We start from the raw sequence: 26,256 nt of genomic DNA on the forward strand, positions 1-26,256 counted from the left end.
GCGACGCGGTGCCGCGGCGGCGAGTTGGCGCAAAAACGCGGACGCCGTACGTCTGACTCACGTACGGCGCCCGCGATGGCTCATGTGCCGAGTTGTCCGGATGCCCGCTAGGCGGACTTACGGCTGTCCCGGGGGTGAACCGCGATGTTCATCGCCCCGGAGCGCAGAACCGCCAGCCGCTCCTCAAGGACCTCTTCGAGTTCCTCACGGGTGCGCCGCTCCATCAGCATGTCCCAATGTGTGCGGGCGGGCTTGGCCTTCTTCTCCTCAGGGCCGTCGCCGTCCACCAGGAGTGCCTGGGCACCGCAGACCTTGCACTCCCACTCCGGCGGGATCTCCGCCTCGACCGAGAAGGGCATCTCGAAGCGGTGCCCCTTCTCGCATGCGTACTCCACGGCCTGGCGCGGAGCCAGGTCGATACCGCGGTCCGTCTCGTAGCTGGTCACCACGAGGCGGGTACCGCGAAGAGCTCGCTCACTCATGAATCGTGCCTCCCGGGCTTGTCGCCCACAGGACAGGTGTCGCTGTCGTCGTCATCCGGTCAACGTCCGGTCGGCGGTAAAGATTCCCGTTCCGAGTCCCGTTCCGGGTCATGCGTCGCCGTCGTAGCCGCAGCCTTGTCAACCAGTGCAGTACCCATCGGCGCCCGGTTTGTCACATCTACTAGTAGATGTCACCCAGCGTTTCAGTAACTCTGACGCGCAGTAACGGTACGCCTGGCAGGCCAAAGGCGTACACTACCGTTCTTTCGCGACGAGTGCTAAATCCGTGCTAAATCTTCTCCGGGACCGGGTTCCCGGCCGCGCCGATCGCCCTGCGCACGGGGACCCGTGCGAGCAGCGCGAACCCGATGACGAAGAAGACCACCAGGGAGATGATCGCCGAACGGTAGCTGCCGGTCAGCTGGTAGGTGAGACCGAACAGCAGCGGGCCGAGCCAGCTCATCCCGCGGTCGCTCACCTCGTACGCCGCGAAGTACTCGGCCTCCTTGCCCGGCGGGACGAGGTGCGAGAACAGCGACCGGGACAGCGCCTGGCTGCCGCCGAGCACCAGCCCGATCCCGGCGGCGAGCACGAAGAACCACACCGGTGCCCCGGCGGGCAGGAAGTACCCGGCCGCCAGGGTGAGCGTCCAGGCGACGAGCGAGCCGAGGATCGTGCGCTGCGCGCCGTAGCGCCGGGCCAGCCGCCCCATCGCCAGCGCTCCCGCCACGGCCAGCACCTGGACCAGCAGCACGGCCACGATCAGGGTCGACTGGCCGAGTCCCAGTTCCTCGGAGCCGTAGACCGACGCCTGCGAGATCACCGTCTGGATGCCGTCGTTGTAGATGAGGTACGCCAGCAGGAAGGCCAGCGTCAGCGGGTGCCGGCGCATGTCGCGCACGGTCGCCGCGAGCTGCCGCAGCCCCGGGGCCGTGGCGGCGGCGACCGCGGTCCGGCGGTCGCGCAGCCGGCGCAGCGGTACGAGCGTGAAGGCGCCCCACCACAGTCCGGCCGAGGCCAGGCAGATCCGCACCGCGGCCGTCTCGGACAGGCCGAAGGAGTCGTGGGCCGAGTAGAGGACCAGATCGACGACCAGTACGAGGGCGCCCGCCGCGTAGCCGAAGGCCCAGCCGCGTGAGGAGACCGCGTCGCGCTCCTCGGGCCCGGCGATCTGCGGCAGATAGGAGTTGTAGAGCATCATCGCCACGGACTGCGCCGCGTTCGCGACGACCAGCAGCAGCCCGCCGAGCAGATAGCGGTCGCCGTCCAGGAAGAACATGGCCGTCGTCGCCGCTGCCCCGGTGTACGCGGCGACCGCGAGCAGGTGCTTCTTGCGGCCGGTGCGGTCGGCCAGGCCACCCGCCAGGGGCATGACCACGACCGCGAGGATCACCGACAGGGAGACCGCGTAGGCGAAGAACGAGCCCGCCCGCACGGGTATCCCGAGCGGGTGCACGAAGCCCTCGGAGTCCGCTGCCGCCTCGGCGACCGAGGTCAGATAGGGGCCGAGGAAAACGGTCAGGACACTCGTCGAATAGACCGAGCACGCCCAGTCGTAGAAGTACCAGCCGCGCTGTTCGCGCCGCCGTTCGGCGACATCGGCCGCCCCCGCCCGCACGGTCCGCGTGCTCACCCGTGCCCTCGCTTCCCCGGTGAAGGTGCCGCCCTGAAGGTGCCCGCGCGCGGGCCCGGTGGGACCGGGGTGTTCAGGCCCAGACGCCCCGGTCCTCCATGACCTTGCGCAATGTGTCGATGCGATCGGTCATGATGCCATCGACGCCCAGGTCGAGGAGCCGGTGCATCCGTTCCGGTTCGTTGACCGTCCACACGTGCACCTGCAGCCCACGCGCGTGTGCCGCGCGGACGAAACGCCGGTCGACCACGGGGATGCCCGACTGGGACTGAGGGACCTGGGCGGCGACCGCGGACCGGCGCACGGCGGCGGGCACTCCCCAGGAGCGCAGCCGCAGCCCCAGCACGCCCCGGGTGCCGAACGACGTGGCGAGCCGTGGCCCGGCGAGCCGCTGGGCGCGCGCCACCCGACTCTCGGAGAAGGAGCCGACACAGATCCGGTCCCAGCAGTCCGTGCGCTCGACCAGGTCCAGGAACGGCGGCAGCGTCGGCTCCTCCTTGAGGTCGACGTTCCAGCGCACCTCGGGGAAGGTCTCCAGCAACTCTTCGAAGAGCGGCACCGGTTCGCTGCCCGCCACGCGCGCGCCGCGCACGTCCGACCAGGGGAGGTCGGCGATCCGGCCCGCTCCGTCGGTGACCCGGTCGAGGGTGTCGTCGTGGAAGGCGACGAGCTTCCCGTCCGCGGTGCGGTGCACGTCGGTCTCGATGTACCGGTAACCGAGTCCGACCGCGCGCCGGAACTGCGCCACGGTGTTCTCCAGGCCGTCGGCGGCACCGCCCCGGTGGGCGAACGGGATCGGGCCGGGATGGTCGAGGTAGGGGTGGCGTCGTGGCGTGCTCACGGACGCAGTATCGCCCGTCCGGGTGACCCCGCGGCAACGGCCGTGCTGCCGCGGGCTGCCGACGCAGCGGCGAAAACCCGCAGGAAGCTCTGTGCCGGCGGTCCCACGGGCGGGTTGGAGCCGTCGCCGCCCTGACCGGCCTTGGCCGGGTGTGGGTGAAAGGTGCCATCTGATGGTGTTGGTGGCCTCACTCATGGCACTCTGTGGCTGGGTACGAAACGCCGTTCAGGGCCAATCTGAGGAAGGTGGACTGATGTCCGTGGCGCAGTGGACCTCAGCGGTGGGTGCCGCGCAGCTCGCGCGACTGCTCACTCCCCAGCGGGACCGCCCGGCCGCCCCCGGCACCCGCCGCCCGCCCGCCTACCGCGCGCTGGCCGACGGCATCCGGCTGCTGGTGCTGGAAGGCAGGGTGCCGGTGGCCGCCCGGCTGCCCGCCGAACGCGAACTGGCCCTGGCACTGTCCGTGAGCCGCACCACGGTCGCCGCCGCCTACGAGGCGCTGCGCACCGAGGGCTTCCTGGAGTCCCGGCGCGGCGCGGGCAGCTGGACCGCCGTGCCCGCCGGGAACCCGCTGCCCGCGCGGGGCCTCGAACCGCTCCCGCCCGAGTCGCTGGGCTCGGTGATCGACCTCGGCTGCGCGTCCCTGCCCGCCCCCGAGCCGTGGCTCACCCGGGCCGTCCAGGGAGCTTTGGAGGAACTGCCCCCGTACGCCCGCACCCACGGCGACTATCCGGCCGGAATCCCGCCGCTGCGCGCGATGATCGCCGAGCGCTACACCGCGCGCGGGATCCCGACCATGCCCGAGCAGATCATGGTCACCACCGGCGCGATGGGCGCGATCGACGCGATCTGCCATCTCTTCGCGGGGCGCGGCGAGCGGATCGCGGTGGAGTCGCCGTCCTACGCCAACATCCTCCAGCTGATGCGGGAGACGGGCGCCCGGCTGGTCCCCGCCGCCATGGCCGACGGGCTCGCGGGCTGGGACCTGGACCGCTGGCGGCAGGTGCTGCGCGAGGCGGCCCCGCGGATGGCGTACGTCGTCGCCGACTTCCACAACCCGACCGGTGCGCTCGCCGACGAGGACCAGCGGCGCCGGATGGTGGACGCGGCCCGCTCGGCGGGCACGGTGCTCGTCGTCGACGAGACGATGAGCGAGCTGTGGCTCGACGAGGACCTCGACCGTGCCGCGCTGCCGCGGCCGGTCTGCGGGTTCGACCCGGCCGGCTCGACGGTGGTCACGGTCGGCTCGGCCAGCAAGGCGTTCTGGGCGGGGATGCGCATCGGCTGGGTGCGCGCCGCCCCCGACGTCATCCGCAGCCTGGTCGCGGCGCGGGCCTACGCCGATCTGGGCACGCCCGTGCTGGAGCAGTTGGCGGTGAACTGGCTGTTCGGCACCGGGGGCTGGGAACAGGCGGTGGCACTGCGCCGGAGGGAGGCCCGGGAGAACCGGGACGCCCTGGTGGCGGCGGTACGGCGACAACTGCCCGACTGGGAGTTCGAGGTACCCCGGGGCGGGCTCACGCTGTGGGTGCGCGCGGGCGGCCTGTCGGGTTCGCGGCTGGCGGAGATGGGGGAGCGGGTCGGGGTGCGGGTGCCCTCCGGCCCCCGCTTCGGCGTCGACGGTGCCTTCGAGGGCTATGTGCGGCTGCCGTTCACCGTGGGCGGTGCGGTGGCCGAGGAGGCGGCGGCGCGGCTGGCGGCGGCGGCCCGCCTGGTGGAGTCGGGGGCGAGCACCGGGACGGAGGCGCCGCGGACTTTCGTCGCGTAGCGACGGGTCGTCCGCGGTGCCGCCGTCCTCCTCGCGGCGCGAGCTCTGCCGCCGGTGGCTGCGGGTCGTCCTCCGGCGGCGGGCGTTCGGGCGCGCGGTGCCGCTGCGGGGCGCGGGGACGGGACGGAGTGTTCTCGGCGGCTGCTGCGCCGCGGGGCTCGTTCGCTTTCCTGCCGCCGCCCTGGCCGCACTGATCGCCGGGTGCCGGGTGGGAACCGGGTGGATCAGGTGGGGCTCTCCGCCGCCATGGCGTCCGCCGCGACAGCCCTGGCCTGGGACGTCTTCGCCGGGGTCGTCTTCACGGGCGCAGTGTCGAGGGGCACGGTGTCCGGCGACACCGCGTCCGCCGGTGCGTTGTCCGCGGGCCCGGAACCGGCCTGGAGCGTTTCCAGCCGGACCGTCTCCGCAGGCACGCGCTCCGTGCGGGCCGGGTCCCCGTCCGCAGGGGTGGTCCGCGGGGGCAGCAGGGCCAGCACCGCCTGCCGGTCGGCGTCGCTCGTGGCGTCGTCGTACGGATCCGGGGTCGCGGGGACCTGCAGCCGGTGGACGGGGCCGTCGCCCAGCCGGGCGTACCCGCGGCCAGGCGGAACGTGGACCGGCGCGGTCGTGTGCGGCAGCGCGCCGAGGACCGCGGCCAGTTGCTCCGGGGCCGCGGGTCCCAGTGCGACGCGCGCGCGTGTGTGCTGCCGTACCGAGTCGCCGAGCGCGTCCGCGTAGTCGAAGCCCTCGGCGACGACCACCGTCACATTGGCCGCGCGTCCGTGCCGCAGCGGGACCTGGAGCAGGGACTGCGGATCCGGGCGGCCTTCTGCCGCGGCCAGATGGGTGAGGGAGCCCGGACGGTCCAGCAGGATCCACAGGGGACGCTTGGTGTCCTCCGGCGGCGGGTGCCCGGCCTGCCGGGCCCGGTTGGCCGCGATGAGCCGCCGTTCCGTCTCGTGCGCGGCCCACTCCAGGCTGGCCAGCGCCCCGGTGAGCCCGCCCTCGACGCCCAGCACCCCGTCCCGGCCGGTGAGGCAGGCGTACTCGCCGGTGCTGCCGCCCTCGACGATCAGCACGTCGCCGTACCTCAGCGCCTGGAGGGCGACGGAGCGCAGCAGCGTCGAGGTGCCGCTGCCGGGCTGGCCCATGGCCAGCAGGTGCGGCTCGGTCGAGCGGATCCCGGTGCGCCACACGACCGGCGGGACGTCGCGCTGCGCGTCGCCGTAGCCGAGCGGCAGCGTGCGCTGGACCTCGGAGGGGTCGGTGAAGCCGAGCACCGTCTCGCCCGGCGCGGTGACGAAGCGCTGGGCCGCGACGTCGGTGGGCAGGGGGGCGAGGACGCTGACCGTGAGCTGGTTGGCCTCCTCGTCCCACCCGAAGCGGTACTCGCGGCCCCGCCCGGCCTTGGCGGCGAGCAGGTACTCGATCCGGGCCCGGGCCTCGGGCTCGGCGTCCGGGAAGTACGCCGGATAGCGGATCACGAGGTGCCCCACGCGTCCGGCGTCGTCGAAGTCGTGGTCGGTGAAGGCGTTCTCCCAGTTCCCGCCGTGGATGAAGACCGGGGCGGGGTCCTCGGGGGACGAGAAATACGGCACCAGGGCCTCGTACAGCGACTGCAGGCGCTGCGTCTGGGACTCGTCGGGGCCCTCGGGTGCGGCCGGGGCGCGGTCCCGGCCGTGCCAGGCTGCCGCCGCCATCAGCGTGATGGCGGCGAGCAGCGGTCCGTACGGAGTGAGCGCCACGACCAGGACGGCCGAGGCCACCAGGAACAGCAGTGGCCCGCGCTTGTCCTTGGGCGTGTCGGCCCATTTGTGCCGTCCGGCCGCGGCCAGACGGTTCAGTCCGCGGGAGACGGTGATCAGCGGGTGCAGGACGTCGGTGGCGCTGTCGACCGCCGTCCGGGCCAGCTCCCGGCTCCTGGCGATCTGCGCGCTGCCGTAGCTCAGAATGCGGGGGAGAGGGCGCCGGGCCACTGCTGTCTCCTGACGGTGCGTGCGGGCGGGGGAACGGCGTCAGAACTTGATGCCGCCGAGGAGGCTCGCCAGGCTCTCGCCGCCCGCTTTGATGCTCGGGGCGATGGCGGTACTGGCGAGGTAGAAGCCGAACAGGGACGCGACCACGGCGTGCGACGCCTTGAGTCCGTCCTTGCGGAAGAAGAGGAAGACGATGATGCCGAGCAGGACGACGCCTGACATGGAGAGAATCATTTGAGGTCTCCTGGTGTCGAGGGGGGACAGTCACCATGAGTACTTCCAGCATCACAGGGTGTATCTATACGACAAAAGGTGCAATTGGGTGAAATCTGGCTGATTTCCCTCGGGTGGCCGAGCCGCCTTGGCCCGGTCGAGCAGGACTCGCCGGGCCGACGGGTGTGGCTCGTGCGGCCGGTGGGGGCTCGCGATGATCTTTACCTCGGGCGCATCCGGTCAGGTGCCGCCCGGCGGCCAGTACGCTGGCGATTCACCCGTACGGCCGGGCCCCGCCCACTGCCGTAGGCTCTGTCAGTTACGCATAAGCCACCGAAGGAGAGGCGGTCCGGCCGATGAGCGAAGCCCCCGACCCCGATGTCGTGGAGCTGGCGACCAAGATCTTCGATCTGGCCCGGCGGGGGCGGACCGAGGCGCTCGTGGCGTACGTCGACGCGGGTGTTCCGGCCAACCTCACCAACGACCGCGGCGACTCGCTCGTGATGCTCGCCGCCTACCACGGCCACGCCGAGGCGGTGCGTGCCCTGCTCGCCCGCGGTGCGGAGCCGGACCGGGCCAACGACCGGGGGCAGACCCCGCTCGCCGGCGCCGTCTTCAAGGACGAACCGGAAGTCATCAAGGCCCTCCTCGACGGCGGTGCCGACCCCGCCGCGGGCACTCCGTCGGCCGTCGACACCGCCCGGATGTTCGGCCGTACGGAACTCCTGGAAATGTTCGGGGCGCCGTGATCCGACCATTCTGACCAGGCAGAACCGGGAAAATGGGGGAGGCGGTGACAGGCCGCCGGAAATACGGTCGCGGCAGGAGAAACCCGCGAGTCATCATGACGACGTGGTTCACGGACGCGATGGCGGGGCAGGTGTTGCCGCACCGCGCGGACCGTGATGCGGTCCGCATGGGCCACCGACGAGAGGCAGAGAAAGATGGTCTACAGCAAGCAAGAGACGGCGGGCGCCCCGACGTTGTGTCACGCGGCCTGGTAGTGCGTGTCCCCCGGTTGCGTCGAGGCTTGATGTGAGGCTGTTTCCCATGTTCGATCCGGTCATAGCGCCCAGCGGTACGCTGCTCGGCCTGCTTCAGCGGGGCCGCGGTGACGGCACGCTGCACGCGCTCACCGCCCCCCGCGCCGAAGCGCTCGCGGCGCTGAACCACTGCGTGCTGCACGACCCCCGCCACGACTGGCAGGTCGAGAACCGCTCCCTCTACTACGCCCGCCTCTACCTCGACCTGAACGGCGGTCTTGACGAGGTCGAGGCGCATCTCTTCGACCCCGAGGACATCCGCGAAACCGACGAGTCCCGCACCGGCCTCGCCCTGGCCGTCCTCGGGCACCTCGCCTCGTACGGCCGCCAGGACGCGCTGCACCTGCTGCGCGGATACGCGGCACGCGGCGCCAATTGGGCCTGGGCGCTGGACGAACTCGCCCTGCGGGACGACGACGCGGCCCTGCGCGCCCTCGCCGTGCCCGTCCTCGCCCGCTTCGGCACCGACGCGGAGGGCGAGGCCGAGCTGGCCGCCGCCGTCCGTGACGCCTTCGAGCCCCGGCCGTGGCGGCTGTGGGCCGAGGACCCGCGCGAATCCATCGCCACGCGCGTGCGCGGCGCCCAGGAGACCGGCTGCTTCGACCGGTGGCAGCGCCAGCTGCGGCCGAGCGGACCGCGCCCGGACTGGAGCGTGCACGCCGTCCTCGACTGGGCCCAGCAGGGTGTGGAACGCGGCACCGCCCTGCACGTTCCCGCCGCCCGCTGTCTGGTCGCCGTGGCCGGCCCCGAGGACCGGCCCGAGATCGTCCGCGCCGCCCGGGACGGTACCGAGGGAGCCCGCTGCACCGCCCTGCGGTATCTCGCCGACGCCGACGACCCCGACGCCCTCGCCCTGATCGAGGCCGCGGCGACCTACGGTCCGACGCCTGTCGCCCAGGCCGCGGTGGACGCCTTCGAACGGATGTGCAGCATCGCCGCCGTCGACCACGCGCGCGGCTGGGCCCACCGGCCCGATGTCCTCGGCGGCGCCGCCGGACGCATGCTCGCCTGCCGCGGCGCGGCCCGGGACAGCGGACTGGTGCTCTCGGCGCTCCGGGAGGCCGTCCGGGGCGACGGACCCGACGCGCCCACCCTGTGGACCCTCGTCGACGGTGCCGGACGCCTCGGCATCGCCTGCGCCGCGCCCGTACTGCGCCACGTCTACCGCGAGACGGCCTCCTCCCACCTCCGCGGCCGCGCCGCCCGCGCGCTGGCCGCCACCGACCCCTCCTTCCCCACCGGGTTCGCCGTCGAATGCCTCTGGGACTGCGAGGAGACCACGCGCGAGGTCGCCGCCCGGCACGCCGAGACCGGCGACGCCCGGGTCGTCGAGCGGCTGCGCCGGCTCGCCGCCGACCCGGCCGAGGAAGCGGAGGTCCAGACGGCCGTCCGCAGCCGCATCGCCCCGGACGGACGGTTCGCGTGAACTGCGGGTGACCCGTGGGGAAGGAGCTCGTGGACAGCCGCTGACCTGCCCGGGTGTGCAGCGCAACGCTCACAGGACGTTCCTCGTTCGGAAAGATCCACGTTGACGCGGCCACGTCCGGCACGGCGAGAACACGGGTATGCGTGTCGTCATCGTGACCGAATCATTTCCCCCCGATGTGAACGGCGTGGCCCACTGCGCGCTCCAGACCGCCCGGCACCTCGTCGACCGCGGTCACGCTCCCCTCGTCGTCGCTCCGGCTCCCGCTCCTGTGAACAGGCCCGACGCCGGCGCGCCGTGCCCTGTCGTCCATGTCCCCTCGCTACCGCTCCCGGGCTACCCCCAGGTCCGCGTCGCCCTCCCCAGCCGACGCCTCGCCGCGGCGCTCGTCGAGCACCGCCCCGACATCGTGCACCTGGCCAGCCCCTTCATCCTCGGCGTCCGCGGCATGGCCGCCGCCGCCCGGCTCGGCATCCCCACCGTGGCCGTCTACCAGACCGACCTGGCCGGCTACGCCCGCACCTACATGGGCGCGGGCGAGGCCGCCGCCTGGCGGCGCATCCGCTCCGTGCACTCCGCCTCCGACCTCACCCTCGCCCCGTCCAGCGCCGCCCTGACCGACCTGGAGACCCACGGGGTGCCCCGGGTGAAGCTGTGGCCGCGCGGCGTGGACACCGTCCGCTTCCGCCCCGGCCACCGCGACACGGCGCTGCGCCGGGAACTCGCACCGAACGGCGAGGTCATCGTCGGCTACGTCGGCCGGCTCGCCCCCGAGAAACAGGTCGAACTGCTGGCCGGGGCCTGCGGTCTGGACGGCGTCCGGGTCGTGGTGGTGGGCGACGGGCCCAGCCAGCCCCAGCTCGCCGAGGCCCTGCCGGGCGCGGTCTTCCTGGGCCGGCGCACCGGGGACGACCTCGCCCGGGTCTTCGCCTCGCTGGACGTCTTCGTGCACACCGGTCCCTTCGAGACGTTCTGCCAGACCGTCCAGGAAGCCATGGCCAGCGGCGTACCGGTCGTCGCGCCCGCCGTCGGCGGCCCGCTCGACCTGGTCGCCCACGGGCACACCGGCCTGCTGGTCCCGCCTCGCGACGCGGACGCGGTCCGGGCCGCCGTACAGGCACTGGCCGCGGACCCGGCGCTGCGCGCCGAGTACGGCGCCGCCGGGCGGGCCACCGTGGAAGGCCGCACCTGGTCCGCGATCGGCGACCGGCTGATCACGCACTACGAGAACGTGCTCGCGGCACGGAAGACGGCGGTGCCGGCATGACCAACGACTCCCTGCGCATCGTCAGGCTCGCCAACTTCGTCGCCCCCGCCTCCGGCGGTCTGCGCACCGCACTGCGCGAGCTGGGCAAGGGCTTCCGGGCGGCGGGCCACGAGCCGGTGCTGGTCGTGCCCGGCGAACGCCACACCGACCAGGACACCGAGCAGGGCCGGGTCATCACCCTGCCCGGCCCGCTGCTGCCGGGCACCGGCGGCTACCGCGTCCTGCTCGACAAACGACGCGTCGCCGCCCTCCTGGAGGAACTGGCGCCGGACCGGCTGGAGGTGTCGGACCGTACGACGCTGCGCTGGACCGGCCGCTGGGCCCGGCGTGCCCGGGTCCCCGCCGTCATGGTCTCGCACGAGACCGCCGACGGCGTGCTGCGCACCTGGGGCCTGTCGGAGAACGTCTCCCGGCGGGCAGCCGACGCCCTCAACGTCCGTACGGCGCACTCGTACTCGCGCATCGTGTGCACCACCGAGTTCGCCGAGCGCGAGTTCGTCCGGATCGGTGCGCGCAACGTCGTACGGGCCCCGCTGGGCGTCGATCTGACGGACCGCCACCCCGCGCTGCGGGACCACGCAGCGCGGGCCGCGCACGCGCGCGTGGACGAGACGCTGCTGGTCATGTGCTCCCGGCTGTCCGTGGAGAAGCGGCCGGGCACGGCGCTGGACGCGTTGGAGGCGCTGCTGCGGCGCGGGCGGCGGGCGGTGCTCGTGGTGGCCGGGGACGGACCGCTGCGGGCACGGCTGGAGCAGCGGGCCCGGGAGCACGGACTGCCCGTGACCTTTCTCGGGCACGTCTCCGACCGGACCGCGCTCGGCGCGCTGCAGGCTTCCGCGGACGTGGCCCTGGCCCCGGGACCGGCCGAGACGTTCGGGCTCGCCGCGCTGGAGGCCATGGCGTGCGGGACACCTGTGGTGGCGAGCGCGTCGTCCGCGCTGCCGGAGGTCATCGGGTCCGCCGGAGCCACGGCGGCCGACCACGGAGAGGCGTTCGCCGACGCCGTGGACATGCTCCTCGGGCGCCCCGTCGCCGAGCGGCGGGACTCGGCACGCGCGCGTGCCGAGTGCTTCGGATGGGGCGCCGCGGTGGAGGCGTTCCTCGCCGCGCACGACGCGCCGGTGACGGCCCGCAGCGCCGGCGACGACGAGCCGACGGATCCGTCGGGCCGCACCGGGGACGCGGCGGTGCCGGGCCGGGCGGGTGCGGGCGAGGCGTCGGCCCGGTCCGACGGGGGCGACGCGCAGGCGCAGTCGCGGTCCGACGCGCCCGAGGTGCCCGGCACGCCGGGCGGGTCCGGGGCGTCCCGCCGTGTCGTGCCGGAGGGCGTGGCATGAGACCCGTCCGTTTCGTGGCGCTCGGGGATTCGCTGACCGAGGGCGTGGGCGATCCCGTCGGCGCGGGATGGCGCGGCTGGGCCGCGCTGCTGGCCGGCGGCATGGCCGAGGGGCCGGTGGACTTCACCAACCTCGCGGTCAGCGGCGCGCAGACGCGCGACGTGCTGGAGCGCCAGACCCCGGGCGCCCTCGGTCTGCGCCCGGACGTCGCCTCCGTCGTGATAGGCGTCAACGACACCCTGCGCTGCACCTTCGACATCCACGCGGTGGCCGCCCGGCTCGACGAGGTCTACGCGGCGCTCACCCGGCAGAAGACCGTCCTGCTCACCGCGTGCCTGCCCGACCCCGGCGCGATGCTGGGACTGCCCGGTGTCCTGGCCCGCCCGCTGGCCCGGCGCCAGCGCGCCGTCAACACGGTGGTCCACGCCCTGTCCGAGCGGTACGGCGCCGTCCACCTGCACGCGGCGCACGGCGCGTGGCTCACCGACCGGGCCATGTGGAGCTCGGACCGGCTGCACCCGGGCGAGCGGGGCCATCGGCAGCTCGCGCTGCGGTTCCACACCCTGCTCGTGGAGGCGGGCGCCGCGACGGGCACCGCGCCCTCGCCCGAGCCTGAGTTCCCCGTGCCGACCAGGTCGGCGAGCCTGTGGTGGCTGGCGACCGCCGGTACGGCCTGGGTGGCGAGGCGCTGCACCGACCTGCTGCCGCAACTGCTCAGGCTGGCCGCCGACGAGGTGCGGCACCGCGCGCGGGGCACCAGTGCCCGCCTCGACCTGCGGGCCGCGGCCGCCGTGTCGGCAGCCCTCGCCGCTCTGTCGGCGGCGGAGCGGACGGACGCGGCGGACGCGGCATGACCGTTCAGTGGCGCCGTACGGCGACGAAACGGACCGGGGTGCCGGGCACCGCCTGCCCGGCGGCCGGGAGGTCGGCGGCGCGCACCACCGCGATCACCGGGTAGCCCCCGGTGGTCGGGTGGTCCGCGAGGAAGACCACCGGACGGCCGTCCGGCGGCACCTGGACCGCGCCCAGGACCATGCCCTCACTGGGAAGTTCGCCGGGCCGGGCACGTACCAGAGCGGGTCCCTCCGTGCGCAGCCCGATCCGGTTGCTCGCCGACGACACCCGGTACGCGCGCGAGGTGAGGTCGCGCACGGCCCCCGGAGCGAACCAGTCCGCGCGTGGCCCCGGCGTCACGCGCAGCACGAGTTCGGCCGGCGGTGCCGGCTGCGGGGCGACGTCCACGCGCGCGTACGGACCGGGCGGCGGGTCGCCCAGGGGCAGCACCACACCGTCCGCGAGTGGCGCTGGACCCAGTCCGGACAGCAGGTCCGTGGACCGGCTGCCGAGCACCGGCTCGACGGCGATGCCACCGGACACGGCCACATAGGCGCGTACCCCCAGGGCCGGCGTCCCCACCTCCAGCAGGTGACCGGCCGGCACGCGCAGCGCGGCCCCCCAGGGGGCCGGGCGCCCGTCGACCCGGACCGGACCCGGAGCGCCCCCGACCGCGACGACGACGGGAGAACGCGGCCGCAGGGCACAGCCGTCGAGCGTCGTCTCCAGAACCGCGGCGCCGGGCGGATTGCCGACCAGCCGGTTGACGAGCGCCGCCGCGGGCCCGTCCAGTGCCCCCGAACGGGGCACGCCGAGGTGGGCGTGGCCGGGCCGGCCCCGGTCCTGCACGGTGGTCAGGGCGCCCGCCCGGACCACCACGAGCGCACGGTCGGTCATGCGGTCGCCACCGGTACGAAGCGGACCCGGGTGCCCGGAGTCAGCAGGGCGGCCGGTACGCGCGCGTGGTCCCACAGGACCGCCTCCGTGCTGCCGATCAGCTGCCAGCCGCCCGGTGACGACCGCGGGTAGACGCCGGTGTACGGGCCGGCCAGCGCCACCGTCCCGGCCGGGACTGCGGTGCGCGGCGTGCCCCGGCGCGGCGTGCCGAAGCGGGCGGGCAGACCGGTGAGGTAACCGAAGCCCGGGGCGAACCCGCAGAACGCGACGGTGAATTCGGTGGCCGCGTGGATCCGGGCCACCTCTTCCTCGGACACCCCCCAGTGGGCGGCGACCTCGCCGAGGTCCGGGCCGTCGTAGCGGACCGGGAGGGAGACGACGGTACGCGCGGGTGCGGGGGCGGCAGGCGCCTCGGACGCGGTCAGTTCCCTGGCCAGGGCCGCCGGGTCGGCCAGGCCGTCGAGGAGCACCGTACGGGCCGCCGGGACGATCTCCTCGGCGGTCAGCGCGCCGTCCGCGCGGCGGCGCAGCAGTTCCGCGTGCAGCGCCTGCGCCTCCTCGGCCGAGGCGACTTCGACGAGCAGGGCGCGGTCGCCGACCGGCAGTGTTCTCATGCGAAGGCCGCCAACCGGACCCCCGACGCCGTCAGGTGCTCGCGCACCCGGCGTGCCAGTTGCACCGCCCCCGGGGTGTCCCCGTGCAGGCACAGCGAGCGGGCGCGCACCGCGATGCGCGCACCGGAGTGCGCCCGCACGGCGCCGTCGCGTGCCAGGTCAAGGGAGCGGGCCACCACGGCCGCCGGGTCGGTGAGCACGGCGCCGTCCTGCCCACGCGGTACGAGCGTGCCCTCGTCGGTGTACGCGCGGTCCGCGAACGCCTCCGTGACGGTCGGCAGCCCGCACGCGTCCGCGCGTTCCAGCAGACGGGAGCCCGGCAGTCCCAGCACGGGCAGCGCGGCACCGGCGAGCAGGACGCCGTCCACGACCGCCGCGGCCTGTTCCTCGTCGCGCACCACACGGTGGTAGAGCGCCCCGTGCGGCTTCACGTATCCCACGCGTGCGCCCGCCGCCCGCGCGAAGACCTCCAGGGCACCTATCTGGTACGCCACTTCGGCGGCCAGTTCGGCGGGCGGCACGTCCATCGCGCGCCGCCCGAACCCCGCCAGGTCCCGGTAGGAGACCTGGGCGCCGATCGTCACCCCGCGCCCGGCCGCCAGTTCGCACACCCGTCGCATGGTGACCGCGTCGCCGGCGTGGAATCCGCAGGCGACGTTGGCGCTGGTGACCACCGCGAGCAGTTCCTCGTCGTCGGTCAGCCGCCAGTGGCCGAAGCCCTCGCCGAGGTCGGCGTTCAGATCGATGGAGGTCATGGGTCTTCCGGGTCTCCCTTCAGGATGGGGGGTGCTGCTCGTGGCGGGTGGTGCGGTGCTGGGGGTCGTGTCGGGCGGTGGGGTGATGGTGGTGTGGGGCGGTGTCCGGCGGTGGGGCACTGCTCGTAGCGGGTGGTCGGTCGCGCTGCCCGTACCGGGTGGTCGGGCAGCGCTGGTCGTGTCGGGCGGTGGGGCGCCGCTGGTGCCGCCCGCGGGGTGCCGACCGTGTCAGGCCACGCGGTACTGCTCGTCGCGTGCGTCGGTGAGGAACATCTGGCCCGGTGCGTGGGTGAGGGCGAACGGCGGTTTGGAGGCCATCACCGCGGCCTGTGGAGTCACCCCGCAGGCCCAGAACACCGGGATGTCGTCCGGTGCGCGGTCCACCGGGTCCCCGAAGTCGGGCCGGTCCAGATCGGCGATGCCGAGCGCGGCCGGGTCGCCGCAGTGCACGGGACTGCCGTGCACCGCAGGAAGCAGACTGGTCTCCCGGATCGCGCTCGCCAGGTGCCGCGGCGGCACCGGGCGCATGGACACCACCATCGGACCGCGCACCCGCCCGCCCGGCCGGCACTCGCGGGTGGTCACGTACATCGGCACGTTGCGGCCCTGCTCGACGTGGCGGATGGGGACGCCGGCCCCGGCGAGCGCCCACTCGAAGGTGAAGCTGCACCCGATCAGGAACGACACCAGGTCGTCCCGCCAGTGGGCGCGCACGTCCGTCGGTTCGTCCACCAGCTCACCGTCCCGCCAGACCCGGTAGCGCGGCAGGTCGGTCCGCAGGTCGGCGCCGTCCGCCAGCACCGTGCGCCAGGACCCGGCGTCGGTGACGTCGAGCACCGGGCAGGGCTTGGGGTTGCGCTGGCAGAACAGCAGCATGTCGTAGGCCCAGTCGGCGGGCACCGAGATCAGGTTGGCCTGGGTGTGACCCGCCGCGACGCCCGCCGTGGGACCGGACAGGCCCGCACGGAAGCGGGCCCGCGCGGTCGCCGGGTGCCACGCGTGCGCGTGCGGGTCGACGAGGACCAGGGGTCGGTCCTCGCATCGAGGCGTGCCGCTCATGTCAGTTCCTTTCCGCGGGTTTCCGGCAGCCCGAGGAGCGCCAGCGCCGCAATGCCGTATCCGAGCGCTCCGAAGACGAGCGCGCCGCCCACTCCCCAGCTGTCGGCCAGGAAGCCCACCAAGGTCGGGAAGGCGGCGCCCACCGCGCGCCCGGTGTTGTAGGTGAAGCCCTGTCCCGTGCCGCGCACCGCCGTCGGATACAGCTCGCTGAGGTAGGACCCGAAGCCGCTGAAGATCGCCGACATGCAGAAGCCGAGCGGGAAACCCAGCACCAGAAGCAGGGTGTCGGCGCCGGCCGGGATGTTCGCGTACGCCAGGACGCAGACCGCCGACAACAGGGCAAAGAGCCAGATGTTGCGGCGTCGGCCCAGCCGGTCGGTGAGGTGACCGCCGGTCAGATAGCCGAGGAAGGCGCCGGAGATCAGGAAGGTCAGATAGCCGCCGGTGCCGACGACCGACAGGCCGCGGTCCGACTTGAGGTACGTCGGTACCCAGGTCGCCAGCGTGTAGTAGCCGCCCTGGACGCCGGTGGACAGCAGGCTCGCGAAGAGTGTCGTGCGCAGCAGACCCGGCGCCCCGGCCGTGCCCGGCCGGAAGATGGCCGCGAACGAGCCGCGCTGCGGGTTCCGTTCGCGGACCGCCACCGCCTCAGGTGCGTCCTGCACCCGGCGGCGCAGCCACACCACGAGCAGCGCGGGCAGGGCACCGGTCCAGAACATCACCCGCCAGGCCAGGTCGTTGCCGAGGAACGAGAAGACCAGGGTGTAGACGATCGCGGCCAGCGCCCAGCCGATCGCCCACGAACTCTGGATCGCGCCGAGCGTGCGTCCCCGGTGCTTCGCGCTCGCGTACTCGGCGACCAGGGTCGCGCCGACCGCCCACTCGCCGCCGAAGCCGAGGCCCTGGAGGGCGCGGAACACCAGCAGCGTTTCGTAGTTCGGCGCGAAGCCGCAGGCCACGGTGAAGACGGCATAGGTGATCACCGTGATCATCAGGGCCCGGACCCGGCCCACCCGGTCCGCCAGCACCCCGGCCGCGGCGCCGCCGATCGCGGAGACCACCAGGGTGACGGTGGTGACCAGGCCGGTCTGGCCGCTGTCCAGGCCGAAGTACGCCGCCAGCGCGACCGCGCTCAGCGGCAGCGTGAAGTAGTCGTAGGAATCCAGGGCATATCCACCGAAAGCTCCGGTGAACGCGCGCCGGCCGCGCGGGCCGAGGGCGTGCAGCCAGCCCAACGGGCCGTCGTCGGCGGCGCGTTCACCCGCGCCGGAGCGCAGGCCGGAGGGCAGGGTCGGCGGTGGAGGGGGCGAGCTCATGAGCACCTCGCAGATGAAGGACGGAGAGTGCGGGGACTGAACTGAGCGGGAACCGTGCCGTGCCGTAGATGTGTGGCGCAGGAGCCGGATGAAGCTGGGGGCGGACGGTGCCGGAGGCCGGAGGAGCCGCGGGCGGTGGTGCCGAAGCCGATTGATGCCGTGGGCGGGTGGAGCCGCTATCGGGTGAAGCCGCAACCAGGTGGAGCCGCAATCAAGGGGAGCCGCCATGGGGTGGAGCCGTGGGCGGGTGGTGCGGGAACCGTGCCGAACGAGAACTGCGCCGTGCGGGACTGCGTCGTGCGGGAACCGTGCCGTGCGAAGCACCGTAGAGGATCGTTCAACGATCCTTCAATACCTACGTTGTTTCGTCCTTGTGTCTGCGATTGAATTCCGGGCATGGCAGAGCAGTTGACGGGACTGGCAGGCGACCGTGCGCTCCTGGGGCGCACCAGCACCGCCGAGCGGGTTTCGGACATTCTCAGAAGCCGTATCGCCGAGGGCTATTTCCCGCCCGGCACCCGGCTGTCCGAGGACAGCATCGGCGGTGCGCTCGGCGTCTCCCGCAACACCCTGCGCGAGGCGTTCCGGCTGCTCACCCACGAACGCCTGCTCGTCCACGAACTCAACCGGGGCGTCTTCGTGCGGGTGCTGGCCGTGGAGGACGTCGAGGACATCTACCGCACCCGCACCCTCGTCGAGTGCGCCGTCGTCCGCGGCCTGGGCGAACCGCCGTACGCGCTGGACGGACTGGCGTCCGCGGTGACGGAGGGGCAGGCCGCGGCGGCCGAGAACGACTGGAAAGGCGTGGGTACGGCCAATATCCACTTCCACCGGGAACTGGTCGCCCTGGCCGGCAGCGAACGTACCGACGAGTTGATGCGCAGCGTCTTCGCGGAACTGCGCCTCGCCTTCCACGTCGTCGACGATCCGCGTCGGCTGCACGAGCCCTACCTCGCCCGCAACCGCCAGATCCTGGAGGCCCTCCAGGCCGGCGACCGGGGCGAGGCCGAGCGGTTGCTCGGAACCTATCTGGCGGACTCGTTGGAGCGGGTTGTGGACGTCTACCGGCGCCGGGTCGGCCAGAGCGGCCACAGCGACGACTGAGAGGCGGACGGGTCGGCGACGACTGAGGGGGCGGTCGGGTCGTACCCGGGGGAAGGGATTGCGCAGGCCACGGTGCCGACCGCGGACGTGGCACAGGCCACAGCGTCACTTGCGGGCGTGGCGCGGACCCCAGCGCCTGGCCTCGGGCGTAGCACAGGCCACAGTGCCGTCCACGGGCGTGGCGCAGGCCACAGCGCTGGCCACGGGCGTCTCGCGGTGTGGTGACGGCCGCCGCTTCTGCGTCGTTTGGGTCGTTGTCAGACGGAGGACCTAGTCTGTGCACCGTGACTTCGCCTGCATCGACGGACAGCGTTCCGCCCCAGTTCAGCGCTGGGCCGCGCCCGGCACCGGGCCCGGCCGCCGACGAGGGGCTGGCGCGGCGGCTGCGCGCGCTCGCCTGCACCGCGCCGCTGCACGACCTCGACGCCCGCAAGGCCAACCTCGCGGGCGAGTACTCGGTGTACGGCATGGCGGAGGTGGCCCTCGCCGCCATCGACCTGGTCACGCTCAACATGGACTTCGACACCGGCGCCGACCACGACCAGATAGTCGCCCGGCTCGTCCCGCGCATCTCCGCCCAGGCCCCGCTCCGCCCCGTGGCCGAGCACGAGCGCGTGGCCCGCTGGGTCCTGGAGAACCTGATCAACGTCGGCAGTGTCGACCGCGGCTTCCGCGCCGTGTACGGCACCTTCGCGCCCGATGGCACCTACGTCCGCCGTGACTACGACTTCAAGCTCATCGAGGAGGTGCCGGGACCCGGCGGCACCGTCTACCTCCGCACCACGGACGAGGCCGTCAACGTCCTGGTCGGCGCGCTCGACACCGACGTCACCAGCGCCCAGATCGCCGCCGAGGTCAAGCTGGAGGTGCTGATCAACCGCGGCCGCCTCGCCGACGCCCAACTCGCCGCGGAGCAGGCCCGCTACCGCACCGTGCAGTACTCGGAGAGCCTGCGCAGGGCGCTCGAAGCCACCCGGCGCAACGTCCGCGCGGTGGACTGGCTGAGCACCGTGCCCGACATGATCGCCGAGGCCCTGGACCACGTCGCCGACCGGTACCGCCACGAGAACGCGATCCTCACCAACATCCGCAAGGCGCGCGACGAGTCCGAGGACCCCGAGCACAAGCGCCGCGCCGCCGAACTGGTCGACATCGTCAAGGACTGCATCCGGCGTCACACACAGCTCCAGTCCCGGCTGCTGGAGGCGGGCCCGCTGTTCCGTGCCGAACAGGACCGCCAGGCGTTCGCGACCCCGATGACCACATCGGGACTGGACCTGTACGGGCACCTCGTCGCCCCGGTCCTCCCGCTCCCCGTCGAGGGAGCGGTCCGCGTCACGGACGCCTTCTTCGCGCGCGGCACCGGACCGCGCACCCCGGTGTCGGTGCGCCTCGGCGACCTGGTCGGCCTGCTGCTCACCCCACCGGTGGAGCGGGAGCACCTGGGCGCGGAGATGCCCGAACCCGACCTGATCGCCACACCGGACGACAGCCGGTTCAGCGACGAGCAACTGGCCACGGCCAACGAACTGCTGGACCTGCCGGCGGACGCGCCGCGCCGGCTGTCCGGACTGCTGGCCGAAGCACGCCGCCGAGACCCCGCACTGCCGTACCTGGTGGCACTGCTGGCCGTGCACGCGGCCAGCCCGCCGGTCGGCACCGCCTACCGTCAGGGCGAGGAGAAACTGCTGTTCGCCGTGGACGACGGGACGGAACTGGACGACCCGGAGTTCGGCGGCGCCGATCTGATCGTCGGCACGGCCCTGCTGGACGCGGCGGGCATGGCGGCCGACCGGAAGGAGGCAGCGTGACCCGACCCGGCCGTCCCACCCACACCGGCCCGCGCAGCAAGGAGCCCCGCCCGTGACCGAGCATGCCGACCGGAGCGAGCCCGGGCCCGCCGCCGCACCCGCGGGCGCCGCCGTCACCCCGGCCGACGCCGCCGACGCGGCACGGCTCGTCGCCTTCGGACTGCAACCCAAGCTGCAGCCCGCGCGCGACCAGGAGTACGCGGAGCTGCTGCGCCGCCACCGCGAGGACCCGGCGTTCGCACGGCTGGCGGACGCCGTGGCCGCCGGTCTCGGCCTGATCGTGCTGGAGGTGTCCCCGCGCGCGGGCATGGCGGTGACGGCCGCCGAGGACTCCGTCTTCGCCGTGCGCATGGGTGACTACGCCCGTCGCACCGCCGCCGACTCCGGGGACCGGTTCCTGCACGGCCTCGCCCATCTCGCCGTCGCCGCGCTGGCCTTCCCCCGCCCCGAGGACCTGGCCGACGACGGCTACATCGGGCGGATCTCCGTCCACGGCGTGGACGCGTTCGTACGGCAGGCATGCCGGCGCCTCGAAGAACGGGCCGCGCAGCAGGGCGAGAACACCGACCCGGCCACCGACGCGCCCGGCCTGGAGTCCGCCTGGCGGATCTGGGTGCGGCGCAGTGCCACCGGCGCCACCAAGGACGCCCGCAGACTTGCCGGTTCCACCACCGGCATCGTCGGCAAGGCGGTCGCCTTCCTCACCGACTCCGGATTCCTGCAGAGAACCGGCGATGACAACGGCGGCACCTACCGCACCACCGCGCGCTACCAGCTCCAGGTCCGCGACATGGCCGGCAGCGCCGCCATGGCCGAACTGCTCGAACTCGACGTCGTCCCGGTCACCGACGGCACGGCCAGCCTGCTGCCCGCCCAGGACACCGACGATCTGGAGCTGGTGGCGGACGCCGGGCTGCCGTTCCACTCCTGACACCCCGAAGCGTCCCACCCCTACGAAGCCCCGCCGCCCCCGACAACTCCCCCCCCGAAGACCTACCGGTCGAAAGCGTTACCCGTCCGAAGACCTACGGGTCCGAAGACCAACCGGTCCATAGCCCAACGTCCGTAGACCTACGGGCCCGAGGGCCTGAACCGTCCGAAGGCCCAACGGTCCGAAGACCTACCGGTCCGAAACCCGCCCCGTCGAAGACAAGCCACGAGAGTCCGCCATGTACGAGCTGTCCCGGGTCCGCCTCTACTCCATCGGTCCCGCCGGTGCGCGCTACGCCGACACCGTGCTCGACCTGCGGGACGTGGGTGAGCCGGTGCCCGATCCCGCTCCCATGCAGACGGAGTTCTTCGAGGAAGAGCCCGTCGGCCCGCCGCGCCGCCCCGCCCCCGCGGGCGTGCTCTTCCTGGAGAACGGCGGCGGCAAGTCCGTCCTGCTCAAACTGATCTTCTCGGTGATGCTGCCGGGCCACCGCAACACCCTCGGCGGTGCCAGCTCCGGTGTGCTGCGCAAGTTCCTGCTCGCCGACGACTGCGGCCATGTGGCGCTGGAGTGGCAGCACGTGCAGACCGGCGAATGCGTGGTCGTCGGCAAGGTCAGCGAGTGGCGCGGACGGCAGGTCTCCAACGACCCGCGCAAGTTCGCCGAGGCGTGGTACTCCTTCCGGCCGGGCCCCGGACTCAGCCTCGACAACCTCCCCGTGGCCGAGTCCACGGCCGTACGCCCGATCGTCGAGGGCCAGTCGGGCGCCCGCGGACGCCGGCGCACCATGAAGGGGTTCCGGGACGCCATCACCGAGGCGGGCAAGGCGTATCCGCACCTGGAAGTGCACTGGGAGGAGATCCACGAGCGCTGGACCGAGCACCTGGGCGATCTCGGCCTCGACCCCGAACTCTTCCGCTACCAGCGCGAGATGAACGCCGACGAGGGCGAGGCGGCCGGCCTGTTCGCGGTCAAGAAGGACTCCGACTTCACCGACCTGCTGCTGCGCGCCGTCACCGACACCCGGGACACCGACGGTCTCGCCGACCTGGTGGGCGGGTTCGGCAACAAACTCGGCAGGCGGGCCGAGCTGATCGCCGAACGGGACTTCACCGCCGGATCCGTCGATCTGCTCGGACGGATCGTGGAGGCCGCCGACACCCGCGCACGCGCGCGTGACATCCACGCCGGTGCCGAACGCCGAACCCGCGCCCTCGCCCGGCGGCTGTCCGTGCGGGGCGCACGCGAACGGGCCTGGGCCACCGACCTCGCCCATCAGGTCACGGCCGCCGCGCACACCGTCACCCGGTCCTCGGACGCGCGCGAGCGCAGCGCGCTGATCGCCGCCGAACTCGCCTACCGGCACGCTTCGCTGGCCCTAGCCTTCGGCGAGAAGTCGGCCACCGCTCAAAAACGCGAGCTGGCCGACGCGCGCACCCTGCACTCCGCCTGGCAGGCGGCCGAAGCCGTACTGCGCCACCGCGCCGCCGCCGACCGCGTCGCGCGGGTGGCCACCGCCATCCAGGAGGCGGAACGGGACGCCGCCCCGGCCCTCGCCGCCCGCGCCAAGGCAGCCGTGGACCTCGTACGGGCGCTGCACGAGGCCGCCGGGAGCGCCGAGGCCCTCGCCAACGAAGGGGAGGAACGCTCGGCCGCCCTCCAGGAGACCGGCGAGTCGGCGTACCGTGACTCGACCGCCGCCGCCACCGAGGCGCAGCGCGCCCGCAGTGAGATCGGGCACCTCAGGCAGCGGCTGACCGAGGTCGAGCAGGAGACCGCCGAGGCGGTGCGCGCGGGCTGGCTCGACGACAGCGCGCCCGACGCGGACCCGGCCCGCGCCGCCCTCGCCGCCAGCGACGCCGAGAAGACCGCCGTCGCCGCGTGGGACACGGCCCGTGACGCGTCGCGCAAGGCAGCGGAGCACGCGCGTGAAGCCGCCTCCGCCGAGTCCCGCGCCGAGCTGACGGCGGCCCGCGCGGCGGACGCTGCGACCGCCGCCGACCGCACCCACCAGGCCGAGAGCCGCATCGCCGAGGCACTGGCGGCCGAGGAACGGCTGGGCGAGCTGCTGAGCCTGCCGGGCGTCGGCGGCAGGCGGGCCGGGGTACCCGCCCAGCGCGCGGGTGCCGACGCCCCCGCGGTCCAGGACCCTGCGGCCGGCGCCTCCGCCGCGAGCCCCGACCCGGACGGAGTCCGCAGCGGTGGCGAACACCCGCTCACCGCCGAGGACCTGGACCGGTTCGCCGACGAACTGCGCAGCCTCCTCGACGATTCCGTCTCCTCCGCCGAACGGCACCTCTTCGAACTGCGCACCGCAGCCGCCGACGACTCCCGGATCCTCGGTGCGCTCGGCGACGGCGGACTGCTGCCGCCCGGCCCCGACGTGCTGGCCACCGTCGAGTTCCTCGGCGAGCACGGCATTCCCGCGCTGCCCGGCTGGCGCTATCTCGCCCAGGCCGTGGACCCCGCCGACCACACCCGGGTGCTCGCCGCCCGCCCGGAACTCGTCGACGGCGTGATCATCACCGACCCGGACAGCCACGCCCGTGCCCGCGAAGCCCTGGGCGACGCGGCACTGCTGCCACGGTCCGCCGTGGCCGTCGGCACCGCAGCCGCCCTGCTCGCCCCGCCCCCCGCCGCCGACGCGAGCGGCGCGGATGTGTTCCTCGTACCGCCGAACCCGGCCATGCACGACGAGCACGCCGCCGACGAGGAACGGCAAGCACTGCGCGCGCGAGCCACCGAACGGGACGAGGAGATCCGTGCGCTCGCCGCCCGGCTCGCCAAGGACCGGGAACTCGCCGCCCGACTCGCCTCCTGGCGCACCGGCTGCCCGGCAGGACGGCTCGTCGAGCTGGCGGCGGCCGCCCGGGACGCGCGCGAGTTCGCCGAGGAGTCCGAGGCGGAACTCGCCGAGGCCCGGACCGTGTGCGCCGAGGCCGAGGAAGCCTCCGCCGAGGCCGCCCAGGCGCGGGACGAACGCCAGGAGGCCGCCCAGAAGGCCCGCCGCGCCGCCGACGCGCTCGCCGGACTCGCCTTCCGGCTGCGCGAACGCTCCGACTGGCAGGCCAAGCTGCGCGAACTCGCCGACGAGGCCACCGAGTCGGAGGCCCGCGCCCAGGTCTGCCTGGAACGCGCCCGCGCCGCCGACGAGGACCGCCGCGCCGCCCAGCGCGCCGCCGACGACGCCCGGCGTACCGCCCGCGCCCTGCGCGCCGAACGCGCCGAGATCGCAGGCGCGCCCGACGACCTGCCCGACGCCGCCGACGACGACCCGAAGGCATCGTTGCCCGCACTCCGCGAGGCATACCGAGCGGCCTCCCAGGTGTACGAGAAGGTGGGCGTCGGCGCCGATCTGCGCGCCGAGCAGGCTCGCGCGGAGAGCGACGAGAGCGCGGCCCGCGCCGAACTCGACCGGCTCAGCAACAAGGTCCGCACCCGGGCCGAACAACTGCTGCAGTCACCCGATGGTTCCGACGGCCCCTCCCGACAGGCCGCCGCCGCCCGCGCTGAGCAGCTGGTCCAGCTCCTGGAGACCCGCATGTCCACCGCGAGCGAGCAACTCGGGCGGCTGCGCGGCGAGGCCGAACGGCACGCCCCCGACGGCGGCGAGGCGCACACCGAACTGCCCGAGGAACTGCTTCCGCGCGACGCCGAGCACGCCCAGGCGCTGCTGCGCACCGCCGCGGCCGAACTCGCCTCCCACACCGAAGCATTGGCCCAGGCCCGCGAAGCGCACGGCCAACTCCTCGCGACCCACCGCGCGGCCGAGGACGCCGCCGGCGGTTTCGACGAGGTCGCGGCCATGCTCCGCGATCTGCTGCGCGAGCATGCAGGCGACGAGGAGCAGGAGGAACCGGAGCCGTACCCAGGCTCCCTGGAGGAAGCCAGGCGGTCCGCCGCAGAGGCCCGCCGCTCGCTGCGCGGCTGCGCCGCCGACCTCTCCGCCGCCGAGGCGGCCGTACGCGAGGCCGGCGACGTACTGGTCCGGCACGCCAACTCCACCCGCTACGAGCAGGTACGCACCCCTGCCCGGCAGCAGATCCGCGAACTGCCTGCCGCCGCGCTGCCCGAGCACGCCCAGAAGTGGGCCGACGCCTTCGCCCCCCGACTGCGCGTCCTCACCGACGAGTTGGCCCAGCTGGAACGCAACCGCGACTCGATCGTCGACCGGCTGCGCGGACTGGTCGAGTCCGCGCTGGCCACCCTGCGGTCCGCCCAGCGGCTGTCCCGCCTGCCGGAAGGACTCGGCGAGTGGTCCGGACAGGAGTTCCTGCGCATCCGCTTCGAGGAACCCGACCAGGCCTTGCTGACCGAGCGGCTCGGCGAGGTGGTCGACGAGGCCACCCGCGCTGCCGTGAAGAAGAACTCCGACCTGCGGCGCGACGGCATGTCCCTGCTGCTCCGCGGCGTAGCCGCCGCCCTGCGGCCCAAGGGCGTCGCCGTGGAGATCCTCAAGCCGGACGCCGTCCTGCGCGCCGAACGGGTCCCCGTCGGGCAGATGGGCGACGTGTTCTCCGGCGGCCAACTGCTCACCGCCGCGATCGCCCTGTACTGCACGATGGCCGCCCTGCGCTCCAACGACCGGGGCCGTGACAAGCACCGCCATGCCGGCACCCTGTTCCTCGACAACCCCATCGGCCGCGCCAACGCCACCTATCTGCTGGAGTTGCAGCGTGCCGTCTCCGACGCCCTCGGCGTGCAGTTGCTCTACACGACCGGCCTGTTCGACACGACGGCGCTGGCGGAGTTCCCCCTGGTGATCCGGTTGCGCAACGACGCCGACCTGAGGGCCGGGCTGAAGTACATCAGCGTGGAGGAGCATCTCCGGCCCGGACTGCCCCAGCCGACCGCATCCGAGGAAGCCGCGCACAGCGAGATCACGGCGACACGTATGTTCAAGCGCCCGGCGACCAGCACCCCCTGACCCGGTCGCACTCGCCGGTCGAACGCGACCGTACGCGGACCAG

At 73.7% G+C, this 26,256-nt stretch carries 20 protein-coding genes; 10 read left to right on the top strand and 10 right to left on the bottom strand.

The genetic code is table 11. The features are described from left to right. Nucleotides 1-107: 107 nt before the first annotated feature. The 3 genes from ACFYPJ_RS13265 to ACFYPJ_RS13275 all read right to left on the bottom strand — a co-directional run bounded on the left by ACFYPJ_RS13265 (nt 108) and on the right by ACFYPJ_RS13275 (nt 2,956). Nucleotides 108-482 (bottom strand): RNA polymerase-binding protein RbpA, encoded by a 375-nt coding sequence (locus tag ACFYPJ_RS13265; RefSeq protein WP_003977404.1) that lies wholly within the window; start codon nt 480-482, stop codon nt 108-110. Nucleotides 483-771: 289 nt separating this feature from the next. Further along, a complete protein-coding gene (locus ACFYPJ_RS13270; protein ID WP_389014966.1) occupies nt 772-2,115 on the bottom strand; it encodes an MFS transporter in 1,344 nt (447 codons plus the stop codon). Between the two features lie 73 nt (nt 2,116-2,188). Further along, a complete protein-coding gene (locus tag ACFYPJ_RS13275; RefSeq protein ID WP_389014969.1) occupies nt 2,189-2,956 on the bottom strand; it encodes a glycerophosphodiester phosphodiesterase in 768 nt (255 codons plus the stop codon). 259 nt (nt 2,957-3,215) lie between these two features. Between ACFYPJ_RS13275 and ACFYPJ_RS13280 the strand changes: the two genes are divergently transcribed. Further along, the gene (locus ACFYPJ_RS13280) at nt 3,216-4,724 is read left to right on the top strand and encodes a PLP-dependent aminotransferase family protein (protein WP_389015103.1); all 1,509 of its coding nucleotides are present in this window, start codon (nt 3,216-3,218) and stop codon (nt 4,722-4,724) included. Between the two features lie 224 nt (nt 4,725-4,948). On the opposite strand, the gene ACFYPJ_RS13285 is transcribed toward ACFYPJ_RS13280, so the two are convergent. Both ACFYPJ_RS13285 and ACFYPJ_RS13290 read right to left on the bottom strand, forming a co-directional pair. Beyond that, nucleotides 4,949-6,679 carry a hypothetical protein gene (locus ACFYPJ_RS13285; protein ID WP_389014972.1) on the bottom strand — a complete coding sequence of 577 codons (1,731 nt, stop codon included), beginning with the start codon at nt 6,677-6,679 and terminating at the stop codon, nt 4,949-4,951. 39 nt (nt 6,680-6,718) lie between these two features. Beyond that, entirely contained in the window at nt 6,719-6,913 is a 195-nt protein-coding gene (locus ACFYPJ_RS13290; protein WP_307619522.1) for a hypothetical protein, read from the bottom strand. A 335-nt stretch (nt 6,914-7,248) separates the two neighbouring features. On the opposite strand from ACFYPJ_RS13290, the gene ACFYPJ_RS13295 reads away from it, so the two are divergent. From ACFYPJ_RS13295 to ACFYPJ_RS13315, 5 genes are all read left to right on the top strand, one after another. Beyond that, complete coding sequence (locus tag ACFYPJ_RS13295; RefSeq protein ID WP_389014975.1) at nt 7,249-7,641, top strand: ankyrin repeat domain-containing protein; 393 nt, start codon at nt 7,249-7,251, stop codon at nt 7,639-7,641. A gap of 301 nt (nt 7,642-7,942) precedes the next feature. Continuing rightward, entirely contained in the window at nt 7,943-9,361 is a 1,419-nt protein-coding gene (locus ACFYPJ_RS13300) for a HEAT repeat domain-containing protein (protein WP_389014978.1), read from the top strand. Nucleotides 9,362-9,500: 139 nt separating this feature from the next. Next, on the top strand, nt 9,501-10,628 hold the full coding sequence (locus ACFYPJ_RS13305) for a glycosyltransferase family 4 protein (protein ID WP_389014981.1): 1,128 nt from the start codon (nt 9,501-9,503) through the stop codon (nt 10,626-10,628). Further along, a complete protein-coding gene (locus ACFYPJ_RS13310; RefSeq protein WP_389014984.1) occupies nt 10,625-11,965 on the top strand; it encodes a glycosyltransferase in 1,341 nt (446 codons plus the stop codon). The genes ACFYPJ_RS13305 and ACFYPJ_RS13310 overlap by 4 nt, the downstream gene beginning before the upstream one ends. Beyond that, a complete protein-coding gene (locus ACFYPJ_RS13315) occupies nt 11,962-12,819 on the top strand; it encodes an SGNH/GDSL hydrolase family protein (protein ID WP_389014986.1) in 858 nt (285 codons plus the stop codon). Before ACFYPJ_RS13310 ends, ACFYPJ_RS13315 begins: the two co-directional genes overlap by 4 nt. Before the next feature lie 4 nt (nt 12,820-12,823). On the opposite strand, the gene ACFYPJ_RS13320 is transcribed toward ACFYPJ_RS13315, so the two are convergent. The 5 genes from ACFYPJ_RS13320 to ACFYPJ_RS13340 all read right to left on the bottom strand — a co-directional run bounded on the left by ACFYPJ_RS13320 (nt 12,824) and on the right by ACFYPJ_RS13340 (nt 17,440). Beyond that, the gene (locus ACFYPJ_RS13320; protein ID WP_389014989.1) at nt 12,824-13,696 is read right to left on the bottom strand and encodes a biotin-dependent carboxyltransferase family protein; all 873 of its coding nucleotides are present in this window, start codon (nt 13,694-13,696) and stop codon (nt 12,824-12,826) included. Further along, nucleotides 13,693-14,310: an allophanate hydrolase subunit 1 gene (locus ACFYPJ_RS13325; protein ID WP_389014992.1), complete on the bottom strand. Its 618-nt coding sequence runs from the start codon at nt 14,308-14,310 to the stop codon at nt 13,693-13,695. Before ACFYPJ_RS13325 ends, ACFYPJ_RS13320 begins: the two co-directional genes overlap by 4 nt. Continuing rightward, a complete protein-coding gene (locus ACFYPJ_RS13330) occupies nt 14,307-15,065 on the bottom strand; it encodes a LamB/YcsF family protein (RefSeq protein WP_389014995.1) in 759 nt (252 codons plus the stop codon). Before ACFYPJ_RS13330 ends, ACFYPJ_RS13325 begins: the two co-directional genes overlap by 4 nt. 228 nt (nt 15,066-15,293) lie before the next feature. Next, nucleotides 15,294-16,124, bottom strand: a complete 831-nt coding sequence (locus ACFYPJ_RS13335; protein ID WP_389014998.1) for a putative hydro-lyase — start codon at nt 16,122-16,124, stop codon at nt 15,294-15,296. Continuing rightward, nucleotides 16,121-17,440 carry an MFS transporter gene (locus tag ACFYPJ_RS13340; protein ID WP_389015000.1) on the bottom strand — a complete coding sequence of 440 codons (1,320 nt, stop codon included), beginning with the start codon at nt 17,438-17,440 and terminating at the stop codon, nt 16,121-16,123. The genes ACFYPJ_RS13335 and ACFYPJ_RS13340 overlap by 4 nt, the downstream gene beginning before the upstream one ends. 396 nt (nt 17,441-17,836) lie before the next feature. Between ACFYPJ_RS13340 and ACFYPJ_RS13345 the strand changes: the two genes are divergently transcribed. From ACFYPJ_RS13345 to ACFYPJ_RS13360, 4 genes are all read left to right on the top strand, one after another. Further along, nucleotides 17,837-18,544, top strand: coding sequence for a GntR family transcriptional regulator (locus tag ACFYPJ_RS13345; RefSeq protein WP_389015003.1), 708 nt, complete (start codon nt 17,837-17,839; stop codon nt 18,542-18,544). A gap of 284 nt (nt 18,545-18,828) precedes the next feature. Continuing rightward, on the top strand, nt 18,829-20,355 hold the full coding sequence (locus ACFYPJ_RS13350; protein WP_389015006.1) for a hypothetical protein: 1,527 nt from the start codon (nt 18,829-18,831) through the stop codon (nt 20,353-20,355). A gap of 52 nt (nt 20,356-20,407) precedes the next feature. Continuing rightward, nucleotides 20,408-21,286 (top strand): hypothetical protein, encoded by an 879-nt coding sequence (locus tag ACFYPJ_RS13355; RefSeq protein WP_389015009.1) that lies wholly within the window; start codon nt 20,408-20,410, stop codon nt 21,284-21,286. A gap of 238 nt (nt 21,287-21,524) precedes the next feature. Continuing rightward, nucleotides 21,525-26,213 (top strand): hypothetical protein, encoded by a 4,689-nt coding sequence (locus ACFYPJ_RS13360; protein ID WP_389015011.1) that lies wholly within the window; start codon nt 21,525-21,527, stop codon nt 26,211-26,213. Nucleotides 26,214-26,256: the final 43 nt, after the last annotated feature.

It is taken from the genome of Streptomyces sp. NPDC006012 (genome assembly GCF_042871185.1).
In the GTDB taxonomy this organism is placed as follows: domain Bacteria; phylum Actinomycetota; class Actinomycetes; order Streptomycetales; family Streptomycetaceae; genus Streptomyces.

Bases quoted from the DNA above. Each gene is read 5' to 3' on its own strand.
- ACFYPJ_RS13265 (WP_003977404.1), bottom strand. From the start codon at position 482: ATGAGTGAGCGAGCTCTTCGCGGTACCCGCCTCGTGGTGACCAGCTAC.
- ACFYPJ_RS13290 (WP_307619522.1), bottom strand. From the start codon at position 6,913: ATGATTCTCTCCATGTCAGGCGTCGTCCTGCTCGGCATCATCGTCTTC.
- ACFYPJ_RS13295 (WP_389014975.1), top strand. From the start codon at position 7,249: ATGAGCGAAGCCCCCGACCCCGATGTCGTGGAGCTGGCGACCAAGATC.
- ACFYPJ_RS13300 (WP_389014978.1), top strand. From the start codon at position 7,943: ATGTTCGATCCGGTCATAGCGCCCAGCGGTACGCTGCTCGGCCTGCTT.
- ACFYPJ_RS13305 (WP_389014981.1), top strand. From the start codon at position 9,501: ATGCGTGTCGTCATCGTGACCGAATCATTTCCCCCCGATGTGAACGGC.
- ACFYPJ_RS13310 (WP_389014984.1), top strand. From the start codon at position 10,625: ATGACCAACGACTCCCTGCGCATCGTCAGGCTCGCCAACTTCGTCGCC.
- ACFYPJ_RS13315 (WP_389014986.1), top strand. From the start codon at position 11,962: ATGAGACCCGTCCGTTTCGTGGCGCTCGGGGATTCGCTGACCGAGGGC.
- ACFYPJ_RS13320 (WP_389014989.1), bottom strand. From the start codon at position 13,696: ATGACCGACCGTGCGCTCGTGGTGGTCCGGGCGGGCGCCCTGACCACC.
- ACFYPJ_RS13325 (WP_389014992.1), bottom strand. From the start codon at position 14,310: ATGAGAACACTGCCGGTCGGCGACCGCGCCCTGCTCGTCGAAGTCGCC.
- ACFYPJ_RS13330 (WP_389014995.1), bottom strand. From the start codon at position 15,065: ATGACCTCCATCGATCTGAACGCCGACCTCGGCGAGGGCTTCGGCCAC.
- ACFYPJ_RS13335 (WP_389014998.1), bottom strand. From the start codon at position 16,124: ATGAGCGGCACGCCTCGATGCGAGGACCGACCCCTGGTCCTCGTCGAC.
- ACFYPJ_RS13340 (WP_389015000.1), bottom strand. From the start codon at position 17,440: ATGAGCTCGCCCCCTCCACCGCCGACCCTGCCCTCCGGCCTGCGCTCC.
- ACFYPJ_RS13345 (WP_389015003.1), top strand. From the start codon at position 17,837: ATGGCAGAGCAGTTGACGGGACTGGCAGGCGACCGTGCGCTCCTGGGG.
- ACFYPJ_RS13360 (WP_389015011.1), top strand. From the start codon at position 21,525: ATGTACGAGCTGTCCCGGGTCCGCCTCTACTCCATCGGTCCCGCCGGT.